Origin of the sequence: Pseudomonas rustica (assembly GCF_049959085.1) — a bacterium.
Lineage (GTDB): Bacteria > Pseudomonadota > Gammaproteobacteria > Pseudomonadales > Pseudomonadaceae > Aquipseudomonas > Aquipseudomonas rustica.
This window is the reverse complement of sequence record NZ_CP188200.1, coordinates 5136375-5160443: the sequence shown is the minus strand read 5'-3', so window position 1 is coordinate 5160443 and position 24069 is coordinate 5136375. Positions and strand designations below refer to the sequence as shown.

Here is a 24069-nt window from a genome sequence, read left to right as displayed (position 1 = left end):
AAGGCCCGATGGGCTTTTCCTCATTGCTGAAAAAGGCGTCCCTTGTGGGCGCCTTTTTTGTGTCTGCGATTTGGCTGTCCGCCGCGCAGGCTTTCTGCCCCACGCCCGTAGGGCTGACCCGCGTCACGGTGCAGCGCGTGGTCGATGGCGACACCGTGCGCCTGAGCGACGGGCGCAGTGTGCGGATGATCGGCCTCAACACATCTGAGCTGGGCAAGCAGGGCCGCAGTGACGAACCGTTCGCGGTGGCGGCGCGCAAACGTCTGGAATCATTGGTGGCCGACAGCAATGGACGGCTCGGTTTGCGTCTCGGCAAGCAGGCGAAAGACCACTACGGCCGCACGCTCGCGCACCTCTACAGCGCCAGCGGCACCAATCTTGAAGCGCAGATGCTCGCCGATGGCCTCGGCTTTCAGGTCGCGGTCGCGCCGAATATCGATTTGGTTACGTGTCAGCAAGCCGCCGAGCGCAGTGCGCGACAGGCTGGCCGGGGTCTCTGGCGGCAGTCGCCGGTGCTGAAAGCGGCGCGGATCCAGCGTTCCGGTTTCGCCGTGGTCAGTGGCCGTGTGAGCAAGGTTCAGCGCAATCGTGGCGGAACCTGGATCGAGTTGCAGGGTGCGCTTGTATTGCGCGTTGCACCCAATCTGGTCGGACAATTCGACAATGCCCGATTGCAGGCGTTGAAGGGCAAGCAGATCGAGGTGCGCGGCTGGATTGTCGATCGATCACGGCGCGGCGGCTTGAAACAAGATCAGCCACGTTGGCTACTTCCGCTGACAGATCCTGCAATGTTGCAAAGCGCTCGCTGAAATAAAATTGTAGACATTTTTTCTGTCGATTGTGAACAGTCCAGCCCTTGTGCGCCGTGGCTCTTGGCCCAAAGTCGTAGGGCAGGGCGCTTGACAGGGGTGACCGCTCAGTCTTGTGGGGACTTTGCGAGGCGCGTATCCTCGCTGACCAGTCTGTCCAACAGTAAAAAGCGGAATGCCAAAATGTCTGATCTGAAAACTGCCGCTCTCGAATATCATGCCAATCCTCGTCCAGGGAAGCTGAGTGTCGAGCTCACCAAGGCCACTGCTACCGCTCGCGACTTGTCGCTGGCCTACAGCCCCGGCGTAGCTGAACCAGTGCGTGAGATCGCTCGCGATCCTGAACTGGCCTACAAATACACCGGCAAGGGCAACCTGGTTGCAGTCATTTCCGATGGCACCGCGATTCTCGGCCTGGGTAACCTCGGCCCATTGGCGTCCAAGCCAGTGATGGAAGGTAAAGGCGTACTGTTCAAGCGCTTCGCCGGCATCGACGTTTTCGACATCGAAGTCGACTCCGAAAGCCCGCAAGCCTTCATCGACACCGTAAAACGCATCTCCATCACTTTCGGTGGCATCAACCTGGAAGACATCAAGGCACCAGAGTGCTTTGAGATCGAACGTGCTCTGATCGAGCAGTGCGACATTCCGGTATTCCACGATGACCAGCACGGTACCGCGATCGTGACCGCTGCCGGCATGATCAACGCCCTGGAAATCGCAGGCAAAACCCTGGCTGATGCCAAGATCGTTTGCCTGGGCGCCGGCGCTGCCGCCATCTCCTGCATGAAGTTGCTGGTGAGCATGGGCGCACGCATCGAAAACATTTTCATGGTTGACCGTACCGGCGTGATCCACTCCGGCCGTGACGACCTGAACCAGTACAAAGCGGTATTCGCTCACGCCACCGAGAAGCGCAGCCTGGCTGACGCTCTGCAAGGCGCTGACGTGTTCGTCGGTCTGTCCGGCCCGAACCTGCTGAGCCCTGAAGGCCTGCTGTCGATGGCGGCCAACCCGATCGTGTTCGCGTGCTCGAACCCGGATCCGGAAATCTCCCCGGAACTGGCACACGCCACCCGTAACGACGTGATCATGGCCACCGGCCGTTCGGACTACCCGAACCAGGTCAACAACGTACTGGGCTTCCCGTTCATCTTCCGTGGTGCCCTGGACGTTCGCGCCAAGCGCATCAACGAAGAAATGAAAGTGGCTGCGGCCAACGCCCTGCGTGAACTGGCCAAACTGCCAGTGCCACAGGACGTGTGCGATGCCTACGGCGGTGCTCCGCTGGAATTCGGTCGTGAGTACATCATTCCGAAGCCAATGGACAAGCGCCTGATCACTCTGATCTCCGACGCTGTGGCTAAAGCCGCGATCGAGACTGGTGTGGCAACCCTGCCGTATCCGAAGAACTACCCGCTGAAAAGCGTGGATGACGTGTTCAACGGCTAAGCCGTTGTAACGCTTCAAGCGAAAGCCCTGGCTCGTGAGAGTCAGGGCTTTTTGTTTGGAAAGATCAAAAGATCGCAGCCTTCGGCAGCTCCTACATGAATATCGCACTCCCCCTGTAGGAGCTGCCGAAGGCTGCGATCTTTTGATCTGCGCTCCAACCAATAAAAAGCCCCGCACTTCTCGCGAAGGCGGGGCTTTTCAATGCCGCTGGATCAGAACAAGTCGATCGGCGCCTGTTCATCCGCCGGCAGCGGGCTGCCTGGCACAGCGCCGTTACCCAGCTCGTTCACCGATGGCGGGGTATCCTCAGCCTTGAACAGCTCGAAGTACGCCCCCGGCGTGCTCGGCGTCGCCGCACGGCCACTCACCGGATCCACGCGCAGGCTCAACAAACCTTCCGGCTCAGGCTGCACGTGCGGTGGCTTGTCCTTCAGCGCCGCCGACATGTAATTCATCCAGATTGGCAGTGCCACCGTGCCACCGAACTCGCGACGACCAAGGCTTTCCGGCTGGTCGAAGCCCGTCCAGACCGTGGTCACGTAATCGGCGTTGTACCCGGAGAACCACGCATCCTTAGATTCGTTGGTGGTACCGGTTTTGCCGGCGATGTCGCTGCGACCCATGGCCAGCGCGCGACGGCCGGTGCCGAGCTTGATCACGTCCTGCAACATGCTGTTGAGGATGTAAGTGGTGCGGCCATCAACGATGCGCTCGGCGACGGCAGGCGTTTGCGGTGCCGCCGCAGTGCCCGGTGCTTCACCCGGCGTAGCGTTGACCGTGATCGCGTCAGTGTGCGGCGCGGCAATGCCGTCCGTTGCCGCAGCGCCCTGCGGCACGGTCGGCGGGTTGGCGACGAACAGCGTGTCGCCGTTACGGCTTTCGATCTTGTCGATCACATATGGCGTGATCTTGTAGCCACCGTTGGCGAACGTGCTCCAGCCGGTCGCGATCTCCATTGGCGTCAGCGTTGCGGTACCCAGTGCCAGCGAAAGGTTCGGCGGCAGATCCTGTTTGTTGAAGCCGAAGCGGCTGATGTAGTCGATGGTCTTGCTCACGCCCATCGCTTGCAGCAAACGGATCGACACCAGGTTGCGCGATTTGTACAAACCTTCACGCAAGCGGATCGGGCCGAGGAAGGTATTGGTGTCGTTCTTCGGACGCCAGACCTTGTCCAGGTACTCGTCGACAAACACGATCGGCGCGTCGTTGACCAGCGTCGCGGCGGTGTAGCCGCTGTCCAGCGCGGCGCTATAAACGAATGGCTTGAAACTCGAACCCGGCTGACGCTTGGCCTGCATGGCGCGGTTGTAGTTGCTCTGCTCGAAAGCGAAACCACCGACCAGCGAGCGGATTGCGCCGTTCTGCGGATCCAGCGAGACCAGCGCGCCTTGCGCCTGCGGGATCTGGCTGAATTTCAGCGAATTGTCTTTCTGACGCTGCACACGAACCAGATCGCCAACCTGCGCAACATCCGACGGCTGACGCGGATTCGGGCCCATGCTGTTGGTATTGAGGAACGGCCGCGCCCATTTCATAGTGTCCCAGGCCACGTGTTCTTCACCGGTGCGGGTCAGTACTTGCAGGCCGTTCTTGTCGACTTGCGTGACGATCGCCGGTTCGAGGCTGCTGATGGTGCGTTGTTTGGTCAGCTCGCTGGCCCAGGCTTCGCGGGTCTTGCCCGGCAGGCGCGACTCGGGGCCACGGTAGCCGTGACGCTGGTCGTAGGTCATCAAACCTTCGTGCAGCGCGGTGTTGGCCATTTCCTGCAGATTGCTCGGTACCGTGGTGGTGACGCGGAAACCTTCGGTATAGGCGTCGCTGCCATAACGGCCGACCATTTCGGCACGGGCCATTTCGGCGATGTACGGTGCGTTCACTTCCGGGGTCGGCACGTGATAACTGGCGTTCAGCGGCTCGTTGATCGCAGCGGTGTAATCCGCTTCGGTGATCTTGCCGAGCTTGTACATGCGCCCGAGGATCCAGTCGCGGCGTTCTTTACTGCGCGTCGGGTTGGCCAGCGGATTGAAGCGCGACGGGGCTTTCGGCAGGCCGGCGATCATCGCCATCTGCGCCAGGCTGATGTCGCGGATCGACTTGCCGTAATACACCTGCGCCGCCGCCTCGATGCCGTAGGCGCGGTTACCCAGATAGATCTTGTTCACGTACAGCTCAAGGATTTCGTCCTTGGTCAGCTGTCGCTCGATCTGCAGGGCCAGGAGGATTTCAGTGGTTTTGCGCGAGAAGCTGCGTTCGCTGGTCAGGAAGAAGTTCTTCGCCACCTGCATGGTGATGGTGCTGCCGCCGGACTGAATGTGGCCGCTTTTGACCAATTGCGTCGCGGCGCGCATCAGGCTGCTCGGATCGACGCCATAGTGATTGGCGAAATTGTCGTCTTCAGCACTTAGTAACGCATTAATGAAATTGGGGGGAATGTCGGCGAAACGGATCGGAGTCCGGCGCATTTCGCCAAATTCTGCGATCAACTTGTTGTCGCTGCTGTAGACCCGCAATGGAATCTGCAACTGAATGCTTCTCAGGGCCTCCACAGAAGGCAAACCCGGACTAAGGTAAAGATAGGCGCCGCTGAGACCTAAAAGCAGTCCGCAGAAAACGGCGACGATGGACCAACCGAAAAATTTCAGCAGACGAATCAAGGCGTTTGGACATCCAGGGCAAAGAATGAATTTGGCGACGGGGTTCCGGCTACACACAGAACGCCCGCGCAGGCAGTAAAAAGCGGAAAAAATCGCTGGGCATTATAAGCACTTTTCCGTCGGAGGCGTCATTGACGCTTCTGTCAAGGTGGGGTCAGGGAACGCAATGCGTATTACAGAGTCCGTAACTCACGGAAAGTCATAGGGAATTGGTAGTGCTAGGACTCTTCAATAAAAAGACCCATACGTTACTGGGGATCGACATCAGCTCCACCTCGGTAAAGCTGCTGGAGCTGAGCCGTCAGGGCGATCGCTACCGGGTCGAGGCGTACGCGGTAGAGCCGTTGCCGGCGAATGCCGTGGTCGAAAAAAACATCGCCGAACTCGAAGGCGTGGGCCAAGCCCTCAGTCGGGTACTGGTCAAGGCGCGCACCGGGCTCAAGAGCGTGGCGGTGGCGGTGGCCGGATCAGCGGTAATCACTAAAGTCATCGAAATGGACGCCGGACTTTCCGACGACGAACTGGAAAACCAGCTCAAAATCGAAGCCGACCAATACATTCCCTATCCCTTGGATGAAGTCGCCATCGATTTCGAAGTCCAGGGCGTTTCGCCGCGCAATCCAGAACGGGTCAACGTGTTGCTGGCCGCCTGTCGCAAGGAAAACGTCGAAGTCCGCGAAGCAGCGCTGGCCCTCGCCGGGCTCACCGCGCGGGTGGTGGACGTCGAGGCCTACGCGCTGGAGCGCTCGTTCGGCCTGCTCTCCAAGCAACTCGCCGCCTCGCAAGAGCGCCTCACCGTGGCAGTGGTCGACATCGGCGCGACCATGACCACCCTCAGCGTTCTGCACAACGGCAAAATCATTTATACCCGCGAGCAACTGTTCGGCGGCCGCCAGCTGACCGAAGAAATCCAGCGCCGTTACGGCCTGACCGTCGAACAGGCGGGACTAGCGAAAAAGCAGGGCGGCTTGCCCGACGATTACGTCAGCGAAGTCCTGCAACCGTTTCGCGAAGCGCTGGTGCAGCAAGTTTCGCGCTCGCTGCAGTTTTTCTTCGCCTCCGGGCAGTACAACGCCGTCGATCACATTCTGCTGGCCGGCGGCACGGCGTCGGTGCCGGGGCTCGATCGCCTGATCGAACAGCGCCTGAATACGCCGACGCAAGTGGCCAATCCGTTTTCCGATATGTCCCTGAGCAGCAAGGTCAACGCTGGCGCCCTGGCCAGTGATGCGCCGGCCCTGATGATTGCCTGCGGGCTCGCGCTCAGGAGTTTCGACTGATGACGCGGATCAACCTTTTACCGTGGCGCGAGGAGCGCCGTGAAGAGCGGCGCAAACGCTTCCTGCTGACGCTGACCGGCGTCATCGTCGGTTCGGTGGGCGCGGTGTTCATCGCCGATCAGGTGATCAGCGCGGCGATCGATCGACAAGTGGCGCGCAACGATTACATCGGCAAACAAATTGCCGTGGTCGACGAACGGATCAAACAGATCAGTGAACTCAAGGCCCATCGCCAGCAACTGGTCGAACGCATGCGCATCATCCAGGACTTGCAGGGCAACCGGCAGGTCAGCGGGCGGATCTTCGATCAACTGGCGCGGACGCTGCCCGACGGCGTGTATTTCACCCAAGTGAAAATGCTCGGCAAAACCCTGTCCATCAGTGGCGCGGCGGAGTCGAACAACCGTGTCTCCGAGTTGATGCGCAATCTTGACGCCTCCGACTGGTTCGATGCGCCGAGCCTTAATGAAGTCAAAGCCACCTCAGCCGATCAGGTGGAACAGGCCAACGTCTTCCAGTTAACCGTTCGTCAGACGCAGCCGAAGACGACGGAGGACGAGCCATGAAGCCGTCCGAATGGCTGGAGAGCCTGCGCAACATCGACTTCAACGATCTCGACACCAGCAACATCGGCTCGTGGCCAGCGGCGGTAAAAGCCATGGCCGGCGCATTGCTGATGATTCTGGTGCTCGCCCTGGGCTACAACTTTTTCATCAGTGACATGGAAGATCAGCTCGCCCTCAAGCGCGAAGAGGAAGCCACGCTCAAGGAGCAGTTCGCCAGCAAAGCGCATGTCTCGGCCAATCTCGAGCTGTACACCCAACAGATGAAGGAGATGGAAAACTCCTTCGGTGTGCTGTTGCGGCAGTTGCCCAGCGACACCGAAGTGCCGGGCCTGCTCGAAGACATCACCCGCACCGGTCTGGGCAGCGGTCTGGAATTTGAAGAGATCAAATTGCTGCCGGAGGTCACCCAGCAGTTCTACATCGAACTGCCGATCCAGATCACCGTGACTGGCGCCTACCACGACCTCGCGACCTTCGTCAGCGGCGTCGCCGGGTTGCCGCGCATCGTCACCCTGCATGATTTCGAACTGGCGCCAGCCAATCCCGAAGGCGGGACGAAGCTGCGCATGAACATCCTCGCCAAGACGTACCGCTATAACGACAAGGGGCTGCAAAAATGAGCCCGCCACGCTATTTGGCCCTGTCGATGGCACTGCTCGCGCTCAATGGTTGTGGTGGCGGCAATGACTTCAGCGACCTTGATGCCTACATGAATGAAGTGCGACTGCGCCCGCCGGGGAAAATTGAACCAACCCCGACATTCCGGTCTTACCCCACATTCACTTACAGCGCCGCCAACCTGCGCAGCCCGTTCTCGCGTCAGGTGCGCATCGATCTGGCCGGGCAAAAACAGGGTTCGCGCAACGTCAAACCCGACTCCAATCGGGTCAAGCAGTACCTCGAAGGTTTCAACATCGAGCAGTTTGAAATGGTCGGCACCATCTCCAACGCCGGCGGCTCTTTCGCGCTGTTGCGCGGAGCCGGCGGCGTGCACCGGATGAAGGTCGGCGACTACCTGGGGCGCAACGACGGACGCATCGTTTCGATCAGCGCCACCCAGGTCGATGTGGTCGAGATCGTTCCCGACGGCGAAGGGGCCTGGCTGGAACGTCCGCGCACTATTCCTTTGAAAGAGCACTCATAGTGGAAGTCGAACAATGAACAGGATTTTCTCCACCCTCGGTTTTTCGCTATGGATAGCGTTGTTGTCACCGATGGTTATTGCGGCCAATCTGAAGACGCTGGACGTGGCGGCCTTGCCGGGTGACCGCGTCGAGCTGAAGCTGTCGTTCGACGGCCCGCCACCGCAGCCCAAGGGCTATACCACTGAATCGCCGGCGCGGATTGCTCTGGACTTGCCCGGGGTTGCCAGCCAGTTGGCCAGCAAGAATCTCGATCTAGGCAGCGGTAATGCGCGCACGGCGACGGTGGTTGAGGCCAAGGATCGCACGCGACTGATCGTCAGCCTGACGCAACTGGCGCCGTATGACACGCGGGTCGATGGCAATAATCTGTTCGTGGTGGTGGGGCAAGGTGCTCCGGCCGCAGCACCGCGTCCCGTTGCCGCGCCGCGCATTACGCCTGTTGCGGTACCGATAAAACCTTATGTCGCAAAAACCAAAGTCATTCGCGGCGTCGACTTTCAACGCGGCACAGCGGGCGAAGGCAATGTGGTCATTGATTTGTCCGACCCGACCATCGCCCCGGATATTCAGGAGCATGACGGCAAAATCATCCTCAGCTTCGCCCGCACGCAACTGCCGGAAAAGCTGCGCGTACGCCTCGACGTCAAGGATTTCGCCACCCCGGTGCAGTTCGTCAATTCCAGCGTCAGCGGTGATCGCGCGATCATCACCGTCGAGCCCGGCGGCACTTACGACTATTCAACTTTCCAGACCGACAACAAGCTGACCGTCAGCGTCCGGCCGATGACCGTCGACGATCTGCAAAAGCGCAATGCTGACCGCCAGGCGTACGTCGGTGAAAAGCTCTCGCTGAATTTCCAGGACATCGACGTGCGCTCGGTGCTGCAACTGATCGCCGATTTCACCAACCTCAATCTGGTCGCCAGTGACACGGTGCAGGGCGGCATTACCTTGCGCCTGCAAAACGTGCCGTGGGATCAGGCGCTGGATCTGGTGCTGAAAACCAAAGGGCTGGATAAACGCAAAATCGGCAACGTGCTGTTGGTCGCGCCCGCCGATGAAATTGCCGCCCGGGAACGCCAGGAGCTGGAGTCGCAGAAGCAGATCGCCGAACTGGCGCCGCTGCGTCGTGAATTGCTGCAAGTGAATTACGCCAAGGCAGCAGACATCGCCAAGCTGTTCCAGTCGGTGACCAGCGCCGAGGCGAAAATCGATGAGCGCGGTTCGATCACCGTCGATGAGCGCACCAACAACATCATTGCCTACCAGACCCAGGATCGCCTCGACGAGCTGCGACGGATCGTGGCGCAACTGGATATTCCGGTGCGTCAGGTGATGATCGAAGCCCGAATCGTTGAGGCCAACGTCGATTACGACAAAAGCCTCGGCGTGCGCTGGGGCGGCTCAATCCAGAACAAGGGCAACTGGAACGCCTCCGGGGTTAACGGTTCATCGACCACCATCGGCACGCCGGGCAGCACCAGCACCAACTCGCCGTTCGTCGATATGGGCACGGTCGGCAACACCTCGGGGATCGGCATCGCCTTTATTACTGACAACGTCTTGCTCGATCTCGAACTGACGGCGATGGAAAAGACCGGCAACGGTGAAATCGTTTCGCAACCGAAAGTGGTCACCTCCGACAAGGAGACCGCGAAGATCCTCAAGGGCACCGAGATTCCGTATCAGGAAGCCAGCTCCAGCGGCGCGACTTCGGTGTCGTTCAAAGAGGCGTCTTTGTCGCTGGAAGTGACGCCGCAGATCACCCCCGATAACCGCATCATCATGGAGGTCAAGGTCACCAAGGATGAGCCGGATTACCTGAACAAAGTGCAGGATGTGCCGCCGATCAAGAAAAACGAGGTCAACGCCAAGGTGCTGGTCAATGACGGCGAAACCATCGTGATTGGTGGTGTTTTCTCAAATACTCAAAGCAAGGTCGTAGATAAGGTGCCATTTCTTGGCGATGTGCCGTATCTTGGCCGCCTTTTCCGGCGTGATGTGGTTTCGGAGAAAAAATCCGAGCTGCTGGTATTTCTCACTCCGCGTATCATGAATAACCAGGCGATTGCTGTGAGTCGTTGATTCTGTGCGAAATTTGATTCTTGTAGGACCGATGGGCGCTGGTAAAAGCACCATCGGCCGGTTGCTGGCCAAAGAGCTGCGCCTGCCGTTCAAAGATTCCGACAAGGAAATTGAACTGCGCACGGGCGCCAATATCCCGTGGATCTTCGATAAGGAAGGCGAGCCCGGCTTTCGTGACCGTGAGCAGGCGATGATCGCCGAGCTGTGCGAGTTCGATGGTGTGGTGCTGGCGACCGGCGGCGGCGCGGTGATGCGTGATGCCAATCGCAAGGCTCTGCATGAGGGCGGGCGCGTGGTCTATTTGCACGCCTCCGTCGAACAGCAGGTCGGCCGCACCTCGCGCGATCGCAATCGGCCGTTGCTGCGCACCGCCAATCCCGAGAAAACCCTGCGCGATCTGCTGGCGATCCGTGATCCGCTGTATCGGGAAATCGCCGATCTGGTGGTGGAAACCGACGAACGGCCGCCGCGCATGGTAGTGCTCGACATTCTCGAGCGTCTGGCGCAGCTTCCTCCCCGTTAAAGCATCGCTCGAAATGCGCTATCCTCGGCGTCCTGTCACAACCCGTCGCGGTTGTGGCGGCTGGCGGGCGAGCGGCGTCATACCCGCTATAGGCCGCAGATAACCAATAATTCAGGGCAGGATGCCTGCTTCCATCTTCACTGTGGGGACACATGCAGACACTCAAGGTCGATCTAGGCGAGCGCAGCTACCCGATTCATATTGGCGAAGGTTTGTTGGATCAGCCCGAGTTGCTGGCACCGCATATCCATGGGCGGCAGGTGGCAATCATCTCCAACGAGACCGTTGCGCCGCTCTATCTCGAACGTCTGACCCGTAGCCTCGCGCAGTTCTCGGTGATCTCCGTGGTGCTGCCGGACGGCGAAGCCTTCAAGAACTGGGAAACCCTGCAACTGATCTTCGACGGTCTGCTGACCGCGCGTCATGACCGCCGCACCACCGTGATCGCCCTCGGCGGCGGTGTGATCGGCGACATGGCCGGTTTCGCCGCCGCCTGCTATCAGCGCGGCGTCGACTTCATTCAGATCCCGACGACGTTGCTGTCCCAGGTCGATTCGTCGGTGGGCGGCAAAACCGGTATCAACCATCCGCTGGGCAAGAACATGGTCGGCGCGTTCTATCAGCCGAACGTGGTGCTGATCGATACCGCCTCGCTGAAAACCCTGCCCGAGCGTGAACTGTCCGCCGGCCTGGCAGAGGTCATCAAGTACGGTCTGATCTGCGACGAGCCGTTCCTCGGCTGGCTCGAAGACAACGTCGACGCCCTGCGTGCGCTGGATCAAAAAGCCCTGACTTACGCCATCGAGCGCTCCTGTGCGGCCAAGGCTGCGGTGGTCGGCGCCGACGAGAAAGAAACCGGCGTGCGCGCCACCCTCAATCTCGGCCACACCTTCGGTCACGCCATCGAGACCCACATGGGCTATGGTGTCTGGTTGCATGGTGAGGCCGTCGCAGCTGGCACGGTGATGGCGCTGGAAATGTCCGCGCGTCTGGGCTGGATCAGCGAAGCGGAACGTGATCGCGGCATTCGTCTGTTCCAGCGCGCCGGTCTGCCGGTGGTGCCGCCGACAGAAATGACCGAAGCCGATTTTCTTGAACACATGGCAATCGACAAAAAAGTGATCGACGGTCGTCTGCGCCTGGTGCTGCTGCGCCGGATGGGCGAAGCGGTAGTGACCGCCGATTATCCGAAAGAGGTTCTACAGGCCACGCTGGGAGCGGATTACCGCGCCCTGGCTCAGCTTAAAGGTTGAAAAGATTCCAATGACTAGTTTGCATGCCGACGAGGCGTTCCTCGGCCATTTCCAGTTAAGCCACGACCCCTTCGCGCCACGAGTGCCGGGTTTTAAATTCTTCCCGGCCCAGCGCAAACCGGTGCTGGGTCAGTTGCATCATCTGGCGCGTTACAGCCAGTTGCTGCTGGTCGTCACTGGCCCGCAAGGCAGCGGCAAGACCTTGCTGCGTCAGGCGCTGGTCGCCAGCACCAACAAGCAATCGGTACAGAGCGTGGTGGTTTCCGCCCGTGGCGCCGGCGATGCGGCCGGTGTGCTGCGTCAGGTTGCCCAGGCGATGAACGTCGCTCAGGCCGAAGTGGGCGCGATTCTGGATCAGGTGGTGCAACTCGCGCTGACCGGTCAGGAAGTCTATCTGCTGGTGGATGACGCCGAACAACTCGACGAATCCGCCCTCGAAGCGCTGATGGCGCTGGGTGCCGGCGCACCGGAAGGTCGCCCGCACGTATTCCTGTTTGGTGAGTCGTCGCTGATCGCGCAACTCGAGGCTTTGCACCTTGAGGAAGAGCGTTTCCACGTCATCGAATTGCAGCCGTACACCGAAGAAGAGACCCGCGAGTATCTCGACCAACGGCTCGAAGGTGCAGGCCGTGGTGTCGAACTTTTCACCGCGGATCAGATCTCTGATATTCACGAAAGCGCCGAGGGTTGGCCAGGCAACATCAACCAGGTCGCTCGCGATGCACTGATCGAAGTCATGATTGCCAGCCGCTCTGCGGTCAAGCGTCCAAGTATGGGGTTCAACATGCCGAAGAAACACGTATTGGCGATTTCTGCCGTCGTTGTGGTTGCGGTCGCCGCCGCCTGGCTGATGCCGGGTCGCAACAAGACACCAACTACCGGCGCTCCTGCCAATGAACAGGCGCAGTTGCCATTGGGTCAGGGCGGGGCGAACGGGGCTAATCCTTCCGTCGAATTCGCCGGCAATACCCAACCGATGCCGCTGCCGCTGGTCGGCAACTCGCAACCGGTCATGCGTGGCCCGTTGGCTGAAGCGGCCGGAGGCATCACCGAAGGCGACGACGGCGTGCCGGTCGAAGGCTCCAGCGCCACACCGCCGACCGTCACCACTTCCGCGCCACCTGCAGGCGTTCCGGCTGGCCCTGCGCCAACACCGGCTCCAGCCCCGGCCGCGAAGCCGACGCCAGCGCCAACCCAAATTGCTACCGCCAAGCCTGCTCCGGCAGCGCCTGCAGCGAAACCGGCTCCAGCGCCGGCCAAGCCAGCCGCTGCTGCCAAGCCTGCCGAGAAGCCGGTTACCGTGGCCAAAGCCGCCGGTGGCAGCTGGTACGCCGGTCAGCCGACCGGTAACTACGTGGTGCAGATCCTCGGCACCAGCTCGGAAACTGCCGCGCAAAACTTCGTCAAGGAGCAGGGCGGCGAGTACCGTTATTTCAAGAAAGTCCTCAACGGCAAGCCGCTTTACGTGATCACTTATGGCAACTTCGCCAATCGTGATGCGGCCGTTTCTGCCATCAAGGCCTTGCCAGCGAAGGTTCAGGCTGGTAAACCTTGGCCTCGCACTGTCGCCAGCGTCCAACAAGAACTGGCAACAACTCGCTGAAGATTCGGCGGCCTTACCCAGGCCGCCTCTCCAAGCACCTCAAAATTTCTGCAAGTGCGCGCTTCCTTCCAGGTCGCGTGCCTTGTGGTGTCTGCGTCATAGTAGTCTTTGAGTCGTTGCGGTCAGAATTAAAAAAGTTTTGACTAGCACAGCAGATCGCTTTAAACCTTTCACAAATGCGACATGAATTTGCGACATTTCGTCGTCAAATTTGTGAGCCTCTGTGTCGCTGTGTACAATGACCACCCTTTTGCCCCCGCTAAGCCGGCGTACGTTCGGCGCGGATCGCAAGTGGTTGAATTGAAAAGAAATTTGCCTCGACAAGAGGCAGCCTGGTGAGAAAGTGTCTATGAAAGCAGGTCTGTACCAACCAGATGAATTCAAGGATAACTGCGGTTTCGGCCTGATAGCCCATATGCAGGGCGAGCCCAGTCATACCCTTTTGCAAACGGCCATTGAGGCCCTGACCTGCATGACCCACCGCGGTGGGATTAATGCCGACGGCAAGACCGGTGACGGTTGCGGTCTGCTGATTCAGAAGCCTGACGCGTTCCTGCGAGCCATTGCCCAGGAAACATTCAGCGTCGAGCTGCCCAAGCAATATGCGGTGGGCATGGTTTTCTTCAACCAGGATCCGGCCAAGGCCGAAGCCGCTCGCGAAAACATGAACCGCGAGATCCTCGCTGAAGGCCTGCAGCTGATCGGCTGGCGCAAAGTGCCCATCGACACCAGCGTCCTCGGCCGCCTGGCCCTTGAGCGCCTGCCGCAAATCGAGCAGGTGTACATCGGCGGCGAAGGCCTGAGCGATCAGGACATGGCCGTGAAGCTGTTCAGTGCGCGTCGTCGTTCGTCGGTGTCCAACGCCGTCGACTCCGACCACTACATCTGCAGCTTTTCGCACAAAACCATCATCTATAAAGGCCTGATGATGCCGGCCGATCTGGCCGCGTTTTATCCAGATCTGAGTGACGAGCGCCTGCAAACCGCGATCTGCGTGTTCCACCAGCGCTTCTCCACCAACACCCTGCCGAAATGGCCGCTGGCTCAGCCATTCCGCTTCCTCGCCCACAACGGCGAGATCAACACCATCACCGGTAACCGCAACTGGGCGCAGGCCCGGCGCACCAAGTTCAGCAACGATCTGATGGATCTGGAAGAACTCGGCCCGCTGGTTAACCGTGTCGGTTCCGACTCATCGAGCATGGACAACATGCTCGAACTGATGGTCACCGGTGGCATCGACCTGTTCCGTGGCGTGCGGATGATCATTCCGCCAGCGTGGCAGAACGTCGAAACCATGGACCCGGATCTGCGTGCGTTCTACGAGTACAACTCGATGCACATGGAGCCGTGGGACGGCCCGGCCGGCGTGGTAATGACCGACGGTCGTTACGCGGTGTGCCTGCTCGACCGTAACGGTCTGCGCCCGGCGCGTTGGGTCACCACTACCAACGGTTTCATCACCCTCGCGTCGGAAATCGGCGTGTGGGACTACAAGCCTGAAGACGTGATTGCCAAAGGTCGTGTCGGCCCTGGCCAGATCTTCGCGGTGGACACCGAAACCGGGCAGATCCTCGACACCGACGCGATCGACAACCGTCTGAAGTCCCGTCATCCGTACAAGCAATGGCTGCGCAAGAACGCTCTGCGCATCCAGGCGACCATGGAAGACAACGACCACGGTTCGGCGTTTTACGACGTCGATCAGCTCAAGCAATACATGAAGATGTATCAGGTCACGTTCGAAGAGCGCGATCAGGTCCTGCGTCCGCTCGGCGAGCAAGGCTACGAAGCCGTGGGCTCGATGGGCGACGACACGCCGATGGCCGTGCTCTCGCAGCGCGTGCGCACGCCGTACGACTATTTCCGTCAGCAGTTCGCGCAGGTTACCAACCCGCCGATCGACCCGCTGCGTGAAGCGATCGTGATGTCGCTGGAAATCTGCCTCGGTGCCGAGCGCAACATTTTCCAGGAGTCGCCGGAACACGCCTCGCGCGTGATCCTCAGCTCGCCAGTGATCTCGCCGGCCAAGTGGCGCTCGTTGATGAACCTCGACCGTCCGGGTTTCGAACGGGCGATCATCGACCTCAACTACGACGAAAGCGTTGGCCTCGAAGCGGCGATCCGCAACGTTGCCGATCAGGCTGAAGAAGCCGTGCGCGCCGGTCGTACCCAGATCGTCCTGAGCGACCGCCATATCGCCCCGGGCAAGCTGCCGATCCACGCCTCGCTGGCGACCGGTGCCGTACACCACCGCCTGACCGAAAAAGGCCTGCGTTGCGATTCCAACATCCTTGTTGAAACTGCGACCGCCCGTGACCCGCATCACTTTGCGGTGCTGATCGGTTTCGGCGCCTCGGCGGTCTATCCGTTCCTCGCGTACGAAGTGCTGGGCGACCTGATCCGTACCGGTGAAGTGCTGGGCGACCTCTATGAGGTGTTCAAGAACTACCGCAAAGGCATCACCAAAGGTCTGCTGAAGATCCTCTCGAAGATGGGTATCTCGACCATCGCCTCCTACCGCGGAGCACAATTGTTCGAAGCGATCGGCCTGTCCGAAGAAGTTTGCGACCTGAGCTTCCGTGGCGTGCCGAGCCGCATCAAGGGTGCGCGTTTCGTCGACATCGAAGCCGAGCAGAAAGCACTCGCCAGCGAAGCCTGGAGTCCGCGCAAGCCGATCCAGCAGGGCGGTCTGCTGAAGTTCGTCCACGGTGGCGAATATCACGCCTACAACCCGGACGTGGTCAACACCCTGCAAGCCGCCGTGCAGCAGGGCGACTACGCCAAGTTCAAGGAATACACCTCGCTGGTGGACAACCGTCCGGTATCGATGATCCGCGACCTGTTCAAGGTCAAGACCCTCGACACGCCGCTGGACATCAGTGAAATCGAGCCGCTGGAATCGGTGCTCAAGCGCTTCGACTCCGCCGGTATCTCGCTGGGCGCCTTGTCGCCGGAAGCTCACGAAGCCTTGGCCGAAGCCATGAACCGCCTCGGTGCGCGTTCCAACTCCGGCGAAGGTGGTGAAGATCCGGCACGTTACGGCACCATCAAGAGCTCGAAAATCAAGCAGGTTGCGACGGGTCGTTTCGGCGTGACCCCGGAATACCTGGTCAACGCCGAAGTGCTGCAGATCAAGGTCGCCCAAGGCGCCAAGCCGGGCGAAGGCGGGCAACTGCCGGGCGGTAAAGTGAACGGGCTGATCGCCAAGCTGCGTTATGCAGTGCCGGGCGTGACCTTGATTTCGCCGCCGCCGCACCACGACATCTACTCGATCGAAGACTTGTCGCAGCTGATTTTCGACCTCAAGCAAGTCAACCCGAAGGCACTGGTTTCGGTGAAGCTGGTGGCTGAAGCGGGCGTCGGCACCATCGCCGCCGGTGTGGCCAAGGCCTATGCGGACTTGATCACCATCTCCGGCTACGACGGCGGCACCGGTGCTTCGCCGCTGACTTCGATCAAATACGCCGGCGCACCGTGGGAACTCGGCCTCGCCGAAACCCACCAGACTCTGCGCGGCAACGACCTGCGCGGCAAAGTCCGGGTGCAGACCGACGGTGGCCTGAAAACCGGCCTCGACGTGATCAAGGCTGCAATCCTCGGCGCTGAAAGCTTCGGCTTCGGTACTGCGCCAATGATCGCGCTGGGCTGCAAATACCTGCGTATCTGCCACCTGAACAACTGCGCCACCGGCGTTGCGACGCAGAACGAGAAGCTGCGCAAGGATCACTACATTGGCACCGTCGACATGGTGGTGAATTTCTTCACCTACGTCGCCGAAGAAACCCGCGAGTGGCTGGCCAAGCTCGGCGTGCGCTCCCTCGAAGAGCTGATCGGTCGTACCGATCTGCTGGAAATCCTCGAAGGCCAGACCGCCAAGCAGAACCACTTGGACCTGACGCCGCTGTTGGGCAGCGATCACATCCCGGCGGACAAGCCACAGTTCTGCGGCGTTGAGCGCAACCCGCCGTTCGACAAAGGCCTGCTGGCCGAGAAAATGGTCGAGATGGCCTCGTCGGCGATCAACGACATGAGCGGCGCCGAATTCGACCTGGATATCTGCAACTGCGACCGTTCGATCGGCGCGCGGATCTCCGGCGAAATCGCGCGCAAGCACGGCAACCAGGGCATGGCGAAAGCGCCGATCACCTTCCGCTTCAAAGGCACTGCCGGTCAGAGCTTCGGCGTGTGGAACGCCGGCGGTCTGAACATGTACCTCGAAGGCGATGCCAACGACTACGTCGGCAAAGGCATGACCGGTGGCAAACTGACCATCGTGCCGCCGAAGGGCAGCGTTTATAAGACTCAGGACAGCGCCATCATCGGCAACACCTGCCTGTACGGCGCGACGGGCGGCAAGCTGTTCGCCGCTGGCACTGCAGGCGAGCGTTTCGCCGTGCGTAACTCCGGTGCCCACACGGTTGTGGAAGGCACTGGCGATCACTGCTGTGAGTACATGACCGGTGGTTTTGTCTGCGTTCTGGGCAAGACCGGTTACAACTTCGGCTCTGGCATGACCGGCGGTTTCGCCTACGTGCTCGACCAGGACAACGCCTTCGTTGACCGGGTCAACCACGAACTGGTGGAAATCCAGCGGATCAGCGGCGAGGCGATGGAAGCCTATCGCAGCCACCTGCAAAACGTGCTGAACGAGTACGTCGCGGAAACCGACAGCGAGTGGGGTCGTGAACTCGCCGAAAACCTCGATGACTACTTGCGCCGTTTCTGGCTGGTCAAACCGAAGGCGGCGAGTTTGAAATCTCTGCTCTCCAGTACTCGTGCGAGTCCGCAATAAAAGACGCAGCTGCAAGCGGCAAGTTACAAGCCGCAAGTTAACAGCAGTGCGCGATGTGCCTGCAGAGTGATTTTCTTGCAGCTTGAAGCTAGTAGCTTGAAGCTGCTGTTATGAGGTTTTGAAGATGGCCGAACGTCTCAGTAACGACTTTCAATTCATCGATGTCGGGCGCAAAGATCCGAAGAAGAAACTGTTGCGTCAACGCAAGAAAGAGTTTGTCGAAATCTACGAACCGTTCAAACCCCAGCAGTCGGCCGATCAGGCCCACCGCTGCCTGGGTTGCGGCAACCCGTATTGCGAATGGAAGTGCCCGGTGCACAACTTCATTCCAAACTGGCTGAAGCTGGTGGCCGAGGGCAACATCCTTCAGGCCGCCGAGCTGTCGCACCAGACCAACACCCTGCCGGAAGTCTGCGGCCGGGTGTGTCCGCAGGATCGTCTGTGCGAGGGTGCCTGCACCCTTAACGACGGCTTCGGCGCGGTAACCATCGGTTCGGTCGAGAAGTACATCACCGACACCGCGTTCGCCATGGGCTGGCGCCCGGACATGTCCAAGGTCAAACCGACCGGCAAACGTGTCGCGATCATCGGCGCGGGCCCGGCGGGTCTGGGTTGTGCCGACGTGCTGGTACGCGGTGGCGTGACCCCGGTGGTGTTCGACAAGAACCCGGAAATCGGCGGTCTGCTGACCTTCGGCATCCCCGAGTTCAAGCTGGAAAAGACCGTGCTGAGCAATCGTCGCGAAGTCTTCACCGGCATGGGTATTGAGTTCCGTCTGAACACCGAAGTCGGCAAAGACGTGACCATGGAACAACTGCTCGCCGAATACGATGCCGTGTTCATGGGCATGGGCACCTACACCTACATGAAGGGCGGTTTTGCCGGTGAGGATCTGCCGGGCGTTTATGACGCGCTGGACTTCCTGATTGCCAACGTCAACCGCAACCTGGGCTTTGAAAAGTCGCCGGAAGATTTCGTCGACATGAAAGGCAAAAAGGTCGTGGTACTCGGCGGCGGCGACACGGCGATGGACTGCAACCGCACGTCGATCCGTCAGGGCGCCAAATCGGTGACCTGTGCTTATCGTCGTGACGAAGCGAACATGCCCGGCTCGCGCAAAGAGGTGAAAAACGCCAAGGAAGAAGGCGTGAAATTCCTCTACAACCGCCAGCCGATCGCCATCGTCGGTGAAGACAAGGTCGAAGGCGTCAAAGTGGTCGAGACCCGTCTCGGCGAACCGGACGCCCGTGGCCGTCGCAGCCCTGAACCGATCCCGGGTTCCGAAGAGATCATCCCGGCCGACGCCGTGGTCATCGCCTTCGGCTTCCGCCCGAGCCCGGCGCCGTGGTTTGAACAGTTCGAAATCCAGACCGACAGCCAGGGCCGCGTCGTTGCGCCTGAGCAAGGTCAGTACAAGCACCAGACCAGCAACCCGAAAATCTTCGCCGGTGGTGACATGGTGCGCGGTTCCGACCTGGTGGTAACGGCGATCTTCGAAGGCCGCAACGCCGCCGAAGGGATCCTTGATTACCTGGGTGTCTAAACCCGACTCCTTAGCCAAACGCAATAAACCTGTGGGAGCGAGCCTGCTCGCGAAAGCGGTCTGTCAGCCAACTTAAATGTTGGATGGGCCTACCTCTTCGCGAGCAGGCTCGCTCCCACATTTGTTTCTCGGTGTTAGTGATTGATCGTTCCCACACTCTGCGTGGGAATGCAGCCGGGGGCGCTCTGCGTCCCCAAAAGCGTGACGCAGAGCGTCACAGGAGGCATTACCACGCAGAGCGTGGGAACGATCATTGCGCAATAAATTGACCCGATAGACAAAAGGCTGACCTGCATCCGTGCCTTTTGCGTCGCGCTCTGAGAAAATGCCCGCACTTTTTTTCCGGATGCCGACATGACTGCCCTGAAGAACGACCGTTTCCTCCGCGCCCTGCTCAAGCAACCCGTAGACGTCACCCCTGTGTGGATGATGCGTCAGGCCGGTCGCTATCTGCCGGAATACCGCGCCAGCCGCGCCCAGGCCGGTGATTTCATGAGCCTGTGCATGAATCCGGAATTCGCCTGCGAAGTCACCATGCAACCGCTCGACCGCTATCCACAACTGGACGCGGCGATCCTGTTTTCCGACATCCTCACCATCCCCGATGCCATGGGCCAAGGCCTGTACTTCGAAACCGGTGAAGGTCCGCGCTTCAAAAAAGTCGTCAGCACCCTCGCCGATATCGAAGCCCTGCCGATCCCTGATCCGCACAAAGACCTCGGCTACGTCATGGACGCGGTCAGCACCATCCGTCGCGAATTGAACGGCCGTGTGCCGCTGATCGGCTTCTCCGGCAGCCCGTGGACTTTGGCGACCTACATGGTTGAAGGCGGCTCGTCGAAAGACTTCCGCAAGACCAAAGCGATGCTCTACGACAACCCGCAAGCCATGCACCTGCTGCTGGATAAACTGGCGCAGTCGGTGACCTCGTACCTCAACGGCCAGATCATGGCCGGCGCGCAAGCGGTGCAGATCTTCGATACCTGGGGCGGCAACCTGTCGGCGGCGGCGTATCAGGAATTCTCGCTGGCCTACATGAAGAAAATCGTCAGCGGTCTGATCCGCGAAAACGACGGTCGCAAAGTGCCGGTGATCCTCTTCACCAAAAACGGCGGCCTGTGGCTGGAAAGCATTGCTGACGCTGGCGCCGATGCACTGGGCCTGGACTGGACGTGCGACATCGGCAACGCCCGCGCCCGCGTTGGCGACAAGGTTGCGCTGCAAGGCAACATGGATCCGACCGTGCTTTACGCAAAACCGGAAGCGATCCGCACCGAAGTCGGACGTATTCTGGCCAGCTACGGCAAGGGCAGCGGTCACGTGTTCAACCTTGGCCATGGCATCACCCCGGAAGTCGATCCGGAACACGCCGGCGCTTTCCTGCGTGCGGTGCATGAGTTGTCGGCGCAGTACCACGAATAACGCTGCAACGTCTGTACAAAAAAACCTGCCCCGTGTCATGCGGGGCAGGTTTTTTTATGCGTGTAATGTCACTCAATCATTCTCTTATCCCTTCGGAGGGAGCTCGGGTGAGGGGCTCTTGAGGGTGAGGATGAATAGTTTCCTGTTGTAAGAATTCTTTCCTTAGTTGTCGGATTAGTTTCCGTGGCGACTATTCCTGCTACACCCGGTGATTACTCCTACATAGAAGTTTTCCCTATCCACGTAAGGTTTCAGGCGTGTGTTCGGCATGGGGTCGAGCACCGTATTAGAGCCTGGCGCGATGCCAGGCTCGCTTATTTGATATGAGCCTGGAATAACAATGAAAACACCAAATTTTAAAAGGAGTGCATTGGCGACATGCACTTCTTCGTTGATTTTACTGTCGGCCATGCTGGGTTCTTCGGGCGCAGTAGCCCATGGTTATGTAGAGGTGCCGCCATCGCGCGCGTTGCTGTGCCAGAAGGGAGTAAACACCGGTTGTGGTGGTGCGCAATACGAGCCACAAAGTGTTGGCGAAACCTTTCAGGGTTTCCCGGCCGGTGTGGGTGGTGACAAGGGCCAAGGGCCGGTAGATGGCAGGATCGCTAGCGGTGGCAATGAACTGTTCACTGCTCTGGACGTGCAGTCCGCGACACGCTGGCAGCTGACAGACATCAAAGAGCGCACGCTGGATTTCCAGTGGCATTACGAAGCGCCACATACGGTGGAAAAACACCAATATTTCATTACCCGTAACGGCTGGAACCCGAATGAAGCGTTGAAACGCACTTCGTTCGAGAGCACGCCTTTTTGTGAGGTCGCGGGTGATTTTCAGATGCCTGTGCCAGGCACCAGGCATCGCTGCAGTATCCCAGAAGACAAAAACGGTCAGCACGTGATCCTCGCAATCTGGGGCGTCAGTGATACCAAAATGGCCTTCCACAATGTCCTCGACGTAAACATCATTGCCGAGCCGTCCCTGCCCGGTGGCTGGTCGTCGGTCGGCGCCATCGCACCATCGACGCCACTGCTGGCTGGCGACAAGGTCAAGGCCCGCGCCTTTACCGCAGCGGGTGAGAGCGCGCCATACAGCGTCGAAATCTCGATCGACAACGCCGAAGACGCCGAGCCGCGAAACTGGTCGTTCAAACTCGCCGAGCAGATCAACCAGTCGCAGACCCTGATCCGCGCCGGCGTTCGTGATGAAAACGGCAACATCGAAGCGATTCGCGGCAGCAACACGCTGTACGCACAAAAAGACAGCGGCGTCGTTCGCTACGAAGTGCAACTGCTGATGAAAGAAGACGCCGCCGCGCGTCTGTCGGTGGCCTCGCAACAAGCCGAATACGTGCTCGACAAAGGTAAAACCAAAGTCGATTTCAGCATGATGTCGAACCGCAAAATGAACGTCGAAGCCAACCTGTTCAACGAGCAGAACAAGCTGGTCGGCACCACCACCGCGCAAGCGGACAGCGGTGCAACCTGGCTGGCCATGGACATCCGCAGCAACCCCGGCCCGCACACGCTGACGCTGGTTGGCACCACGCTGGATGGCCGCACCACCCGTCAAGACACCCAGCCTGTCAACGTCACCGGTGAAGGCGCCGGCGCCGATTACGACTTCCTGTTCCCGGAAGGTCTCAGCGACTACACCGCCGGCACCAAGGTGCTGCAGCCGAAAACCAACGAGGTCTTCGAGTGCAAGCCGTTCCCGGCATCCGGCTATTGCAAGCAGTACAAGCCTGAGGCGAACGGTTTCGAACCGGGCGTCGGCGAGCACTCGCATGCGGCGTGGAACAAGCTCTAAGGCTCGTCCCGTGTAATTGCGTCAGACGACCACCGAGGTCGTCTGACCGCTGATGATTTTCAGGGGCGATTCGAATGACGCTTTCAATTTATTCCAAGCAACAAATGCTGCTGCACTGGGTGTCGGCAGCGGTAATTCTGTGGACGCTGGTCACCGGGTTTTATGTGGCCAACGTCAATGTGGCCGATGACACCAAACAGTGGGTGGCCGGGGTCAATGTGTCGCTGACCACGCTGTTCATCCCTGTGTTCTGCTGGCGGCTGGTGGTGTTTGTCAGCCACCTGCGACATGAGCGCATGGCGCAGTTTTCCTCGGCAAAAATGCTCGCGATGTTTGTCCATCGGCTGATCTATTTGCTGGTGGCAGTGGTGCTGGTGAGCGGGGTGCTGATGATGGATCGACCGATCCCTGTGTTCGGCCTGTTCGAATTCCCGCAGCCGCTGAGCGATGTGGCGCTGACGGACGGCTTTTTCGTGCTGCACATCTGGGCCTGCACCGCGCTGGCAGTGCTGGTGGCAATGCACATTGGCGCGGTGATTCTGCACGAGCTGCGCGGTTACCGCGTGCTGCGACGCATGTCGTGGCGCTCGCGCGTTCGCCAGGCCTGTGGGCGTATCGGATGAACCGCCGGTGAGATTTTTTTTGCTGTTGGGACTGTGGGCGCTGCCGTTCGCCTGTGCTGCGTTTCTCGCTTGGCAAGAGTGGGCATTTCGCAACGCGCAACGTCTGCCGGTGCCGGTCGCTGTGCCAATGCCGAAGGCACCTGCACCTTTGAACACCGCCGCAGTGGCCACGGTGTTCGGGCTCGCCGCGCCCAGCGCACTTCGACCAAGCGCCGAATCGCTGACCCTGCAAGCGACGTTCGCCGTCGACAGTGGCCTGTCGAAAGCCCTGATAAGCGCTGCCCAAGGCGCGCGGTTATATCGGGTCGGCGACGACTTGCCGGGCGGCAGCGTATTGCGTCGAGTCGAGGCACAACACGTGGTGCTGTGGAACAAGGGGCGGGAGGAATCATTGCCTCTCGCGCCCTCTGCCAGCGCATTCCTCAAGCACTCGCCCGCGTCCGCCGAGGCACCCGCCGCAGACATTTCCGCACGTTTTCTACGCCCGCTGAACGGGCAGTCAGAGTGAT

At 59.9% G+C, this 24069-nt stretch carries 18 protein-coding genes; 16 read left to right on the top strand and 2 right to left on the bottom strand.

The genetic code is table 11. The annotated features are described in order from the left end of the window. Positions 1-8 precede the first annotated feature (8 nt). Positions 9-809 (top strand): thermonuclease family protein, encoded by an 801-nt coding sequence (locus ACP3TY_RS23485; RefSeq protein WP_426618609.1) that lies wholly within the window; start codon positions 9-11, stop codon positions 807-809. A 183-nt stretch (positions 810-992) separates the two neighbouring features. After that, positions 993-2261 carry a malic enzyme-like NAD(P)-binding protein gene (locus ACP3TY_RS23480; RefSeq protein WP_212544820.1) on the top strand — a complete coding sequence of 423 codons (1269 nt, stop codon included), beginning with the start codon at positions 993-995 and terminating at the stop codon, positions 2259-2261. Positions 2262-2473: 212 nt separating this feature from the next. Here ACP3TY_RS23480 and ACP3TY_RS23475 read toward each other — a convergent pair whose 3' ends face one another. Continuing rightward, on the bottom strand, positions 2474-4912 hold the full coding sequence (locus ACP3TY_RS23475; protein WP_401243536.1) for a penicillin-binding protein 1A: 2439 nt from the start codon (positions 4910-4912) through the stop codon (positions 2474-2476). 218 nt (positions 4913-5130) lie between these two features. Between ACP3TY_RS23475 and ACP3TY_RS23470 the strand changes: the two genes are divergently transcribed. The 11 genes from ACP3TY_RS23470 to hemE all read left to right on the top strand — a co-directional run bounded on the left by ACP3TY_RS23470 (position 5131) and on the right by hemE (position 21130). Next, positions 5131-6195 carry a type IV pilus assembly protein PilM gene (locus tag ACP3TY_RS23470; RefSeq protein WP_212544822.1) on the top strand — a complete coding sequence of 355 codons (1065 nt, stop codon included), beginning with the start codon at positions 5131-5133 and terminating at the stop codon, positions 6193-6195. Further along, a complete protein-coding gene (locus ACP3TY_RS23465; RefSeq protein WP_426618608.1) occupies positions 6195-6761 on the top strand; it encodes a PilN domain-containing protein in 567 nt (188 codons plus the stop codon). Before ACP3TY_RS23470 ends, ACP3TY_RS23465 begins: the two co-directional genes overlap by 1 nt. Beyond that, positions 6758-7381 carry a type 4a pilus biogenesis protein PilO gene (gene pilO, locus ACP3TY_RS23460; RefSeq protein WP_426618607.1) on the top strand — a complete coding sequence of 208 codons (624 nt, stop codon included), beginning with the start codon at positions 6758-6760 and terminating at the stop codon, positions 7379-7381. The genes ACP3TY_RS23465 and pilO overlap by 4 nt, the downstream gene beginning before the upstream one ends. Further along, the gene (locus ACP3TY_RS23455; protein WP_426618606.1) at positions 7378-7905 is read left to right on the top strand and encodes a pilus assembly protein PilP; all 528 of its coding nucleotides are present in this window, start codon (positions 7378-7380) and stop codon (positions 7903-7905) included. Before pilO ends, ACP3TY_RS23455 begins: the two co-directional genes overlap by 4 nt. Before the next feature lie 13 nt (positions 7906-7918). Further along, positions 7919-9991, top strand: a complete 2073-nt coding sequence (gene pilQ, locus ACP3TY_RS23450; protein WP_426618605.1) for a type IV pilus secretin PilQ — start codon at positions 7919-7921, stop codon at positions 9989-9991. A gap of 4 nt (positions 9992-9995) precedes the next feature. Then, entirely contained in the window at positions 9996-10514 is a 519-nt protein-coding gene (gene aroK, locus ACP3TY_RS23445; protein WP_053116652.1) for a shikimate kinase AroK, read from the top strand. Between the two features lie 152 nt (positions 10515-10666). Beyond that, entirely contained in the window at positions 10667-11767 is a 1101-nt protein-coding gene (aroB, locus tag ACP3TY_RS23440; protein ID WP_053116653.1) for a 3-dehydroquinate synthase, read from the top strand. 10 nt (positions 11768-11777) lie between these two features. Continuing rightward, entirely contained in the window at positions 11778-13370 is a 1593-nt protein-coding gene (locus ACP3TY_RS23435) for an AAA family ATPase (RefSeq protein WP_426618604.1), read from the top strand. Between the two features lie 349 nt (positions 13371-13719). Continuing rightward, a complete protein-coding gene (gene gltB / locus ACP3TY_RS23430; RefSeq protein WP_426618603.1) occupies positions 13720-18165 on the top strand; it encodes a glutamate synthase large subunit in 4446 nt (1481 codons plus the stop codon). A 124-nt stretch (positions 18166-18289) separates the two neighbouring features. Next, the gene (locus ACP3TY_RS23425) at positions 18290-19708 is read left to right on the top strand and encodes an FAD-dependent oxidoreductase (RefSeq protein ID WP_039757038.1); all 1419 of its coding nucleotides are present in this window, start codon (positions 18290-18292) and stop codon (positions 19706-19708) included. 354 nt (positions 19709-20062) lie between these two features. Continuing rightward, entirely contained in the window at positions 20063-21130 is a 1068-nt protein-coding gene (hemE, locus tag ACP3TY_RS23420; protein WP_053116656.1) for a uroporphyrinogen decarboxylase, read from the top strand. 174 nt (positions 21131-21304) lie between these two features. On the opposite strand, the gene ACP3TY_RS23415 is transcribed toward hemE, so the two are convergent. Then, positions 21305-21541, bottom strand: coding sequence for a hypothetical protein (locus ACP3TY_RS23415; protein WP_426620530.1), 237 nt, complete (start codon positions 21539-21541; stop codon positions 21305-21307). Here ACP3TY_RS23415 and gbpA point away from each other — a divergent pair. The 3 genes from gbpA to ACP3TY_RS23400 all read left to right on the top strand — a co-directional run bounded on the left by gbpA (position 21471) and on the right by ACP3TY_RS23400 (position 24068). Continuing rightward, entirely contained in the window at positions 21471-22937 is a 1467-nt protein-coding gene (gene gbpA / locus ACP3TY_RS23410) for an N-acetylglucosamine-binding protein GbpA (protein WP_426618602.1), read from the top strand. The genes ACP3TY_RS23415 and gbpA overlap by 71 nt on opposite strands. Positions 22938-23011: 74 nt before the next feature. Further along, on the top strand, positions 23012-23560 hold the full coding sequence (locus ACP3TY_RS23405; protein WP_426618601.1) for a cytochrome b/b6 domain-containing protein: 549 nt from the start codon (positions 23012-23014) through the stop codon (positions 23558-23560). Between the two features lie 7 nt (positions 23561-23567). Further along, the gene (locus ACP3TY_RS23400) at positions 23568-24068 is read left to right on the top strand and encodes a type II secretion system protein N (RefSeq protein WP_426618600.1); all 501 of its coding nucleotides are present in this window, start codon (positions 23568-23570) and stop codon (positions 24066-24068) included. The last annotated feature ends 1 nt before the right edge of the window (position 24069 follow it).

Bases quoted from the DNA above. Each gene is read 5' to 3' on its own strand.
- ACP3TY_RS23485 (WP_426618609.1), top strand. From the start codon at position 9: ATGGGCTTTTCCTCATTGCTGAAAAAGGCGTCCCTTGTGGGCGCCTTT.
- ACP3TY_RS23480 (WP_212544820.1), top strand. From the start codon at position 993: ATGTCTGATCTGAAAACTGCCGCTCTCGAATATCATGCCAATCCTCGT.
- ACP3TY_RS23465 (WP_426618608.1), top strand. From the start codon at position 6,195: ATGACGCGGATCAACCTTTTACCGTGGCGCGAGGAGCGCCGTGAAGAG.
- pilO (WP_426618607.1), top strand. From the start codon at position 6,758: ATGAAGCCGTCCGAATGGCTGGAGAGCCTGCGCAACATCGACTTCAAC.
- ACP3TY_RS23455 (WP_426618606.1), top strand. From the start codon at position 7,378: ATGAGCCCGCCACGCTATTTGGCCCTGTCGATGGCACTGCTCGCGCTC.
- pilQ (WP_426618605.1), top strand. From the start codon at position 7,919: ATGAACAGGATTTTCTCCACCCTCGGTTTTTCGCTATGGATAGCGTTG.
- aroB (WP_053116653.1), top strand. From the start codon at position 10,667: ATGCAGACACTCAAGGTCGATCTAGGCGAGCGCAGCTACCCGATTCAT.
- ACP3TY_RS23435 (WP_426618604.1), top strand. From the start codon at position 11,778: ATGACTAGTTTGCATGCCGACGAGGCGTTCCTCGGCCATTTCCAGTTA.
- gltB (WP_426618603.1), top strand. From the start codon at position 13,720: ATGAAAGCAGGTCTGTACCAACCAGATGAATTCAAGGATAACTGCGGT.
- ACP3TY_RS23425 (WP_039757038.1), top strand. From the start codon at position 18,290: ATGGCCGAACGTCTCAGTAACGACTTTCAATTCATCGATGTCGGGCGC.
- hemE (WP_053116656.1), top strand. From the start codon at position 20,063: ATGACTGCCCTGAAGAACGACCGTTTCCTCCGCGCCCTGCTCAAGCAA.
- gbpA (WP_426618602.1), top strand. From the start codon at position 21,471: ATGAAAACACCAAATTTTAAAAGGAGTGCATTGGCGACATGCACTTCT.
- ACP3TY_RS23415 (WP_426620530.1), bottom strand. From the start codon at position 21,541: ATGGCCGACAGTAAAATCAACGAAGAAGTGCATGTCGCCAATGCACTC.
- ACP3TY_RS23405 (WP_426618601.1), top strand. From the start codon at position 23,012: ATGACGCTTTCAATTTATTCCAAGCAACAAATGCTGCTGCACTGGGTG.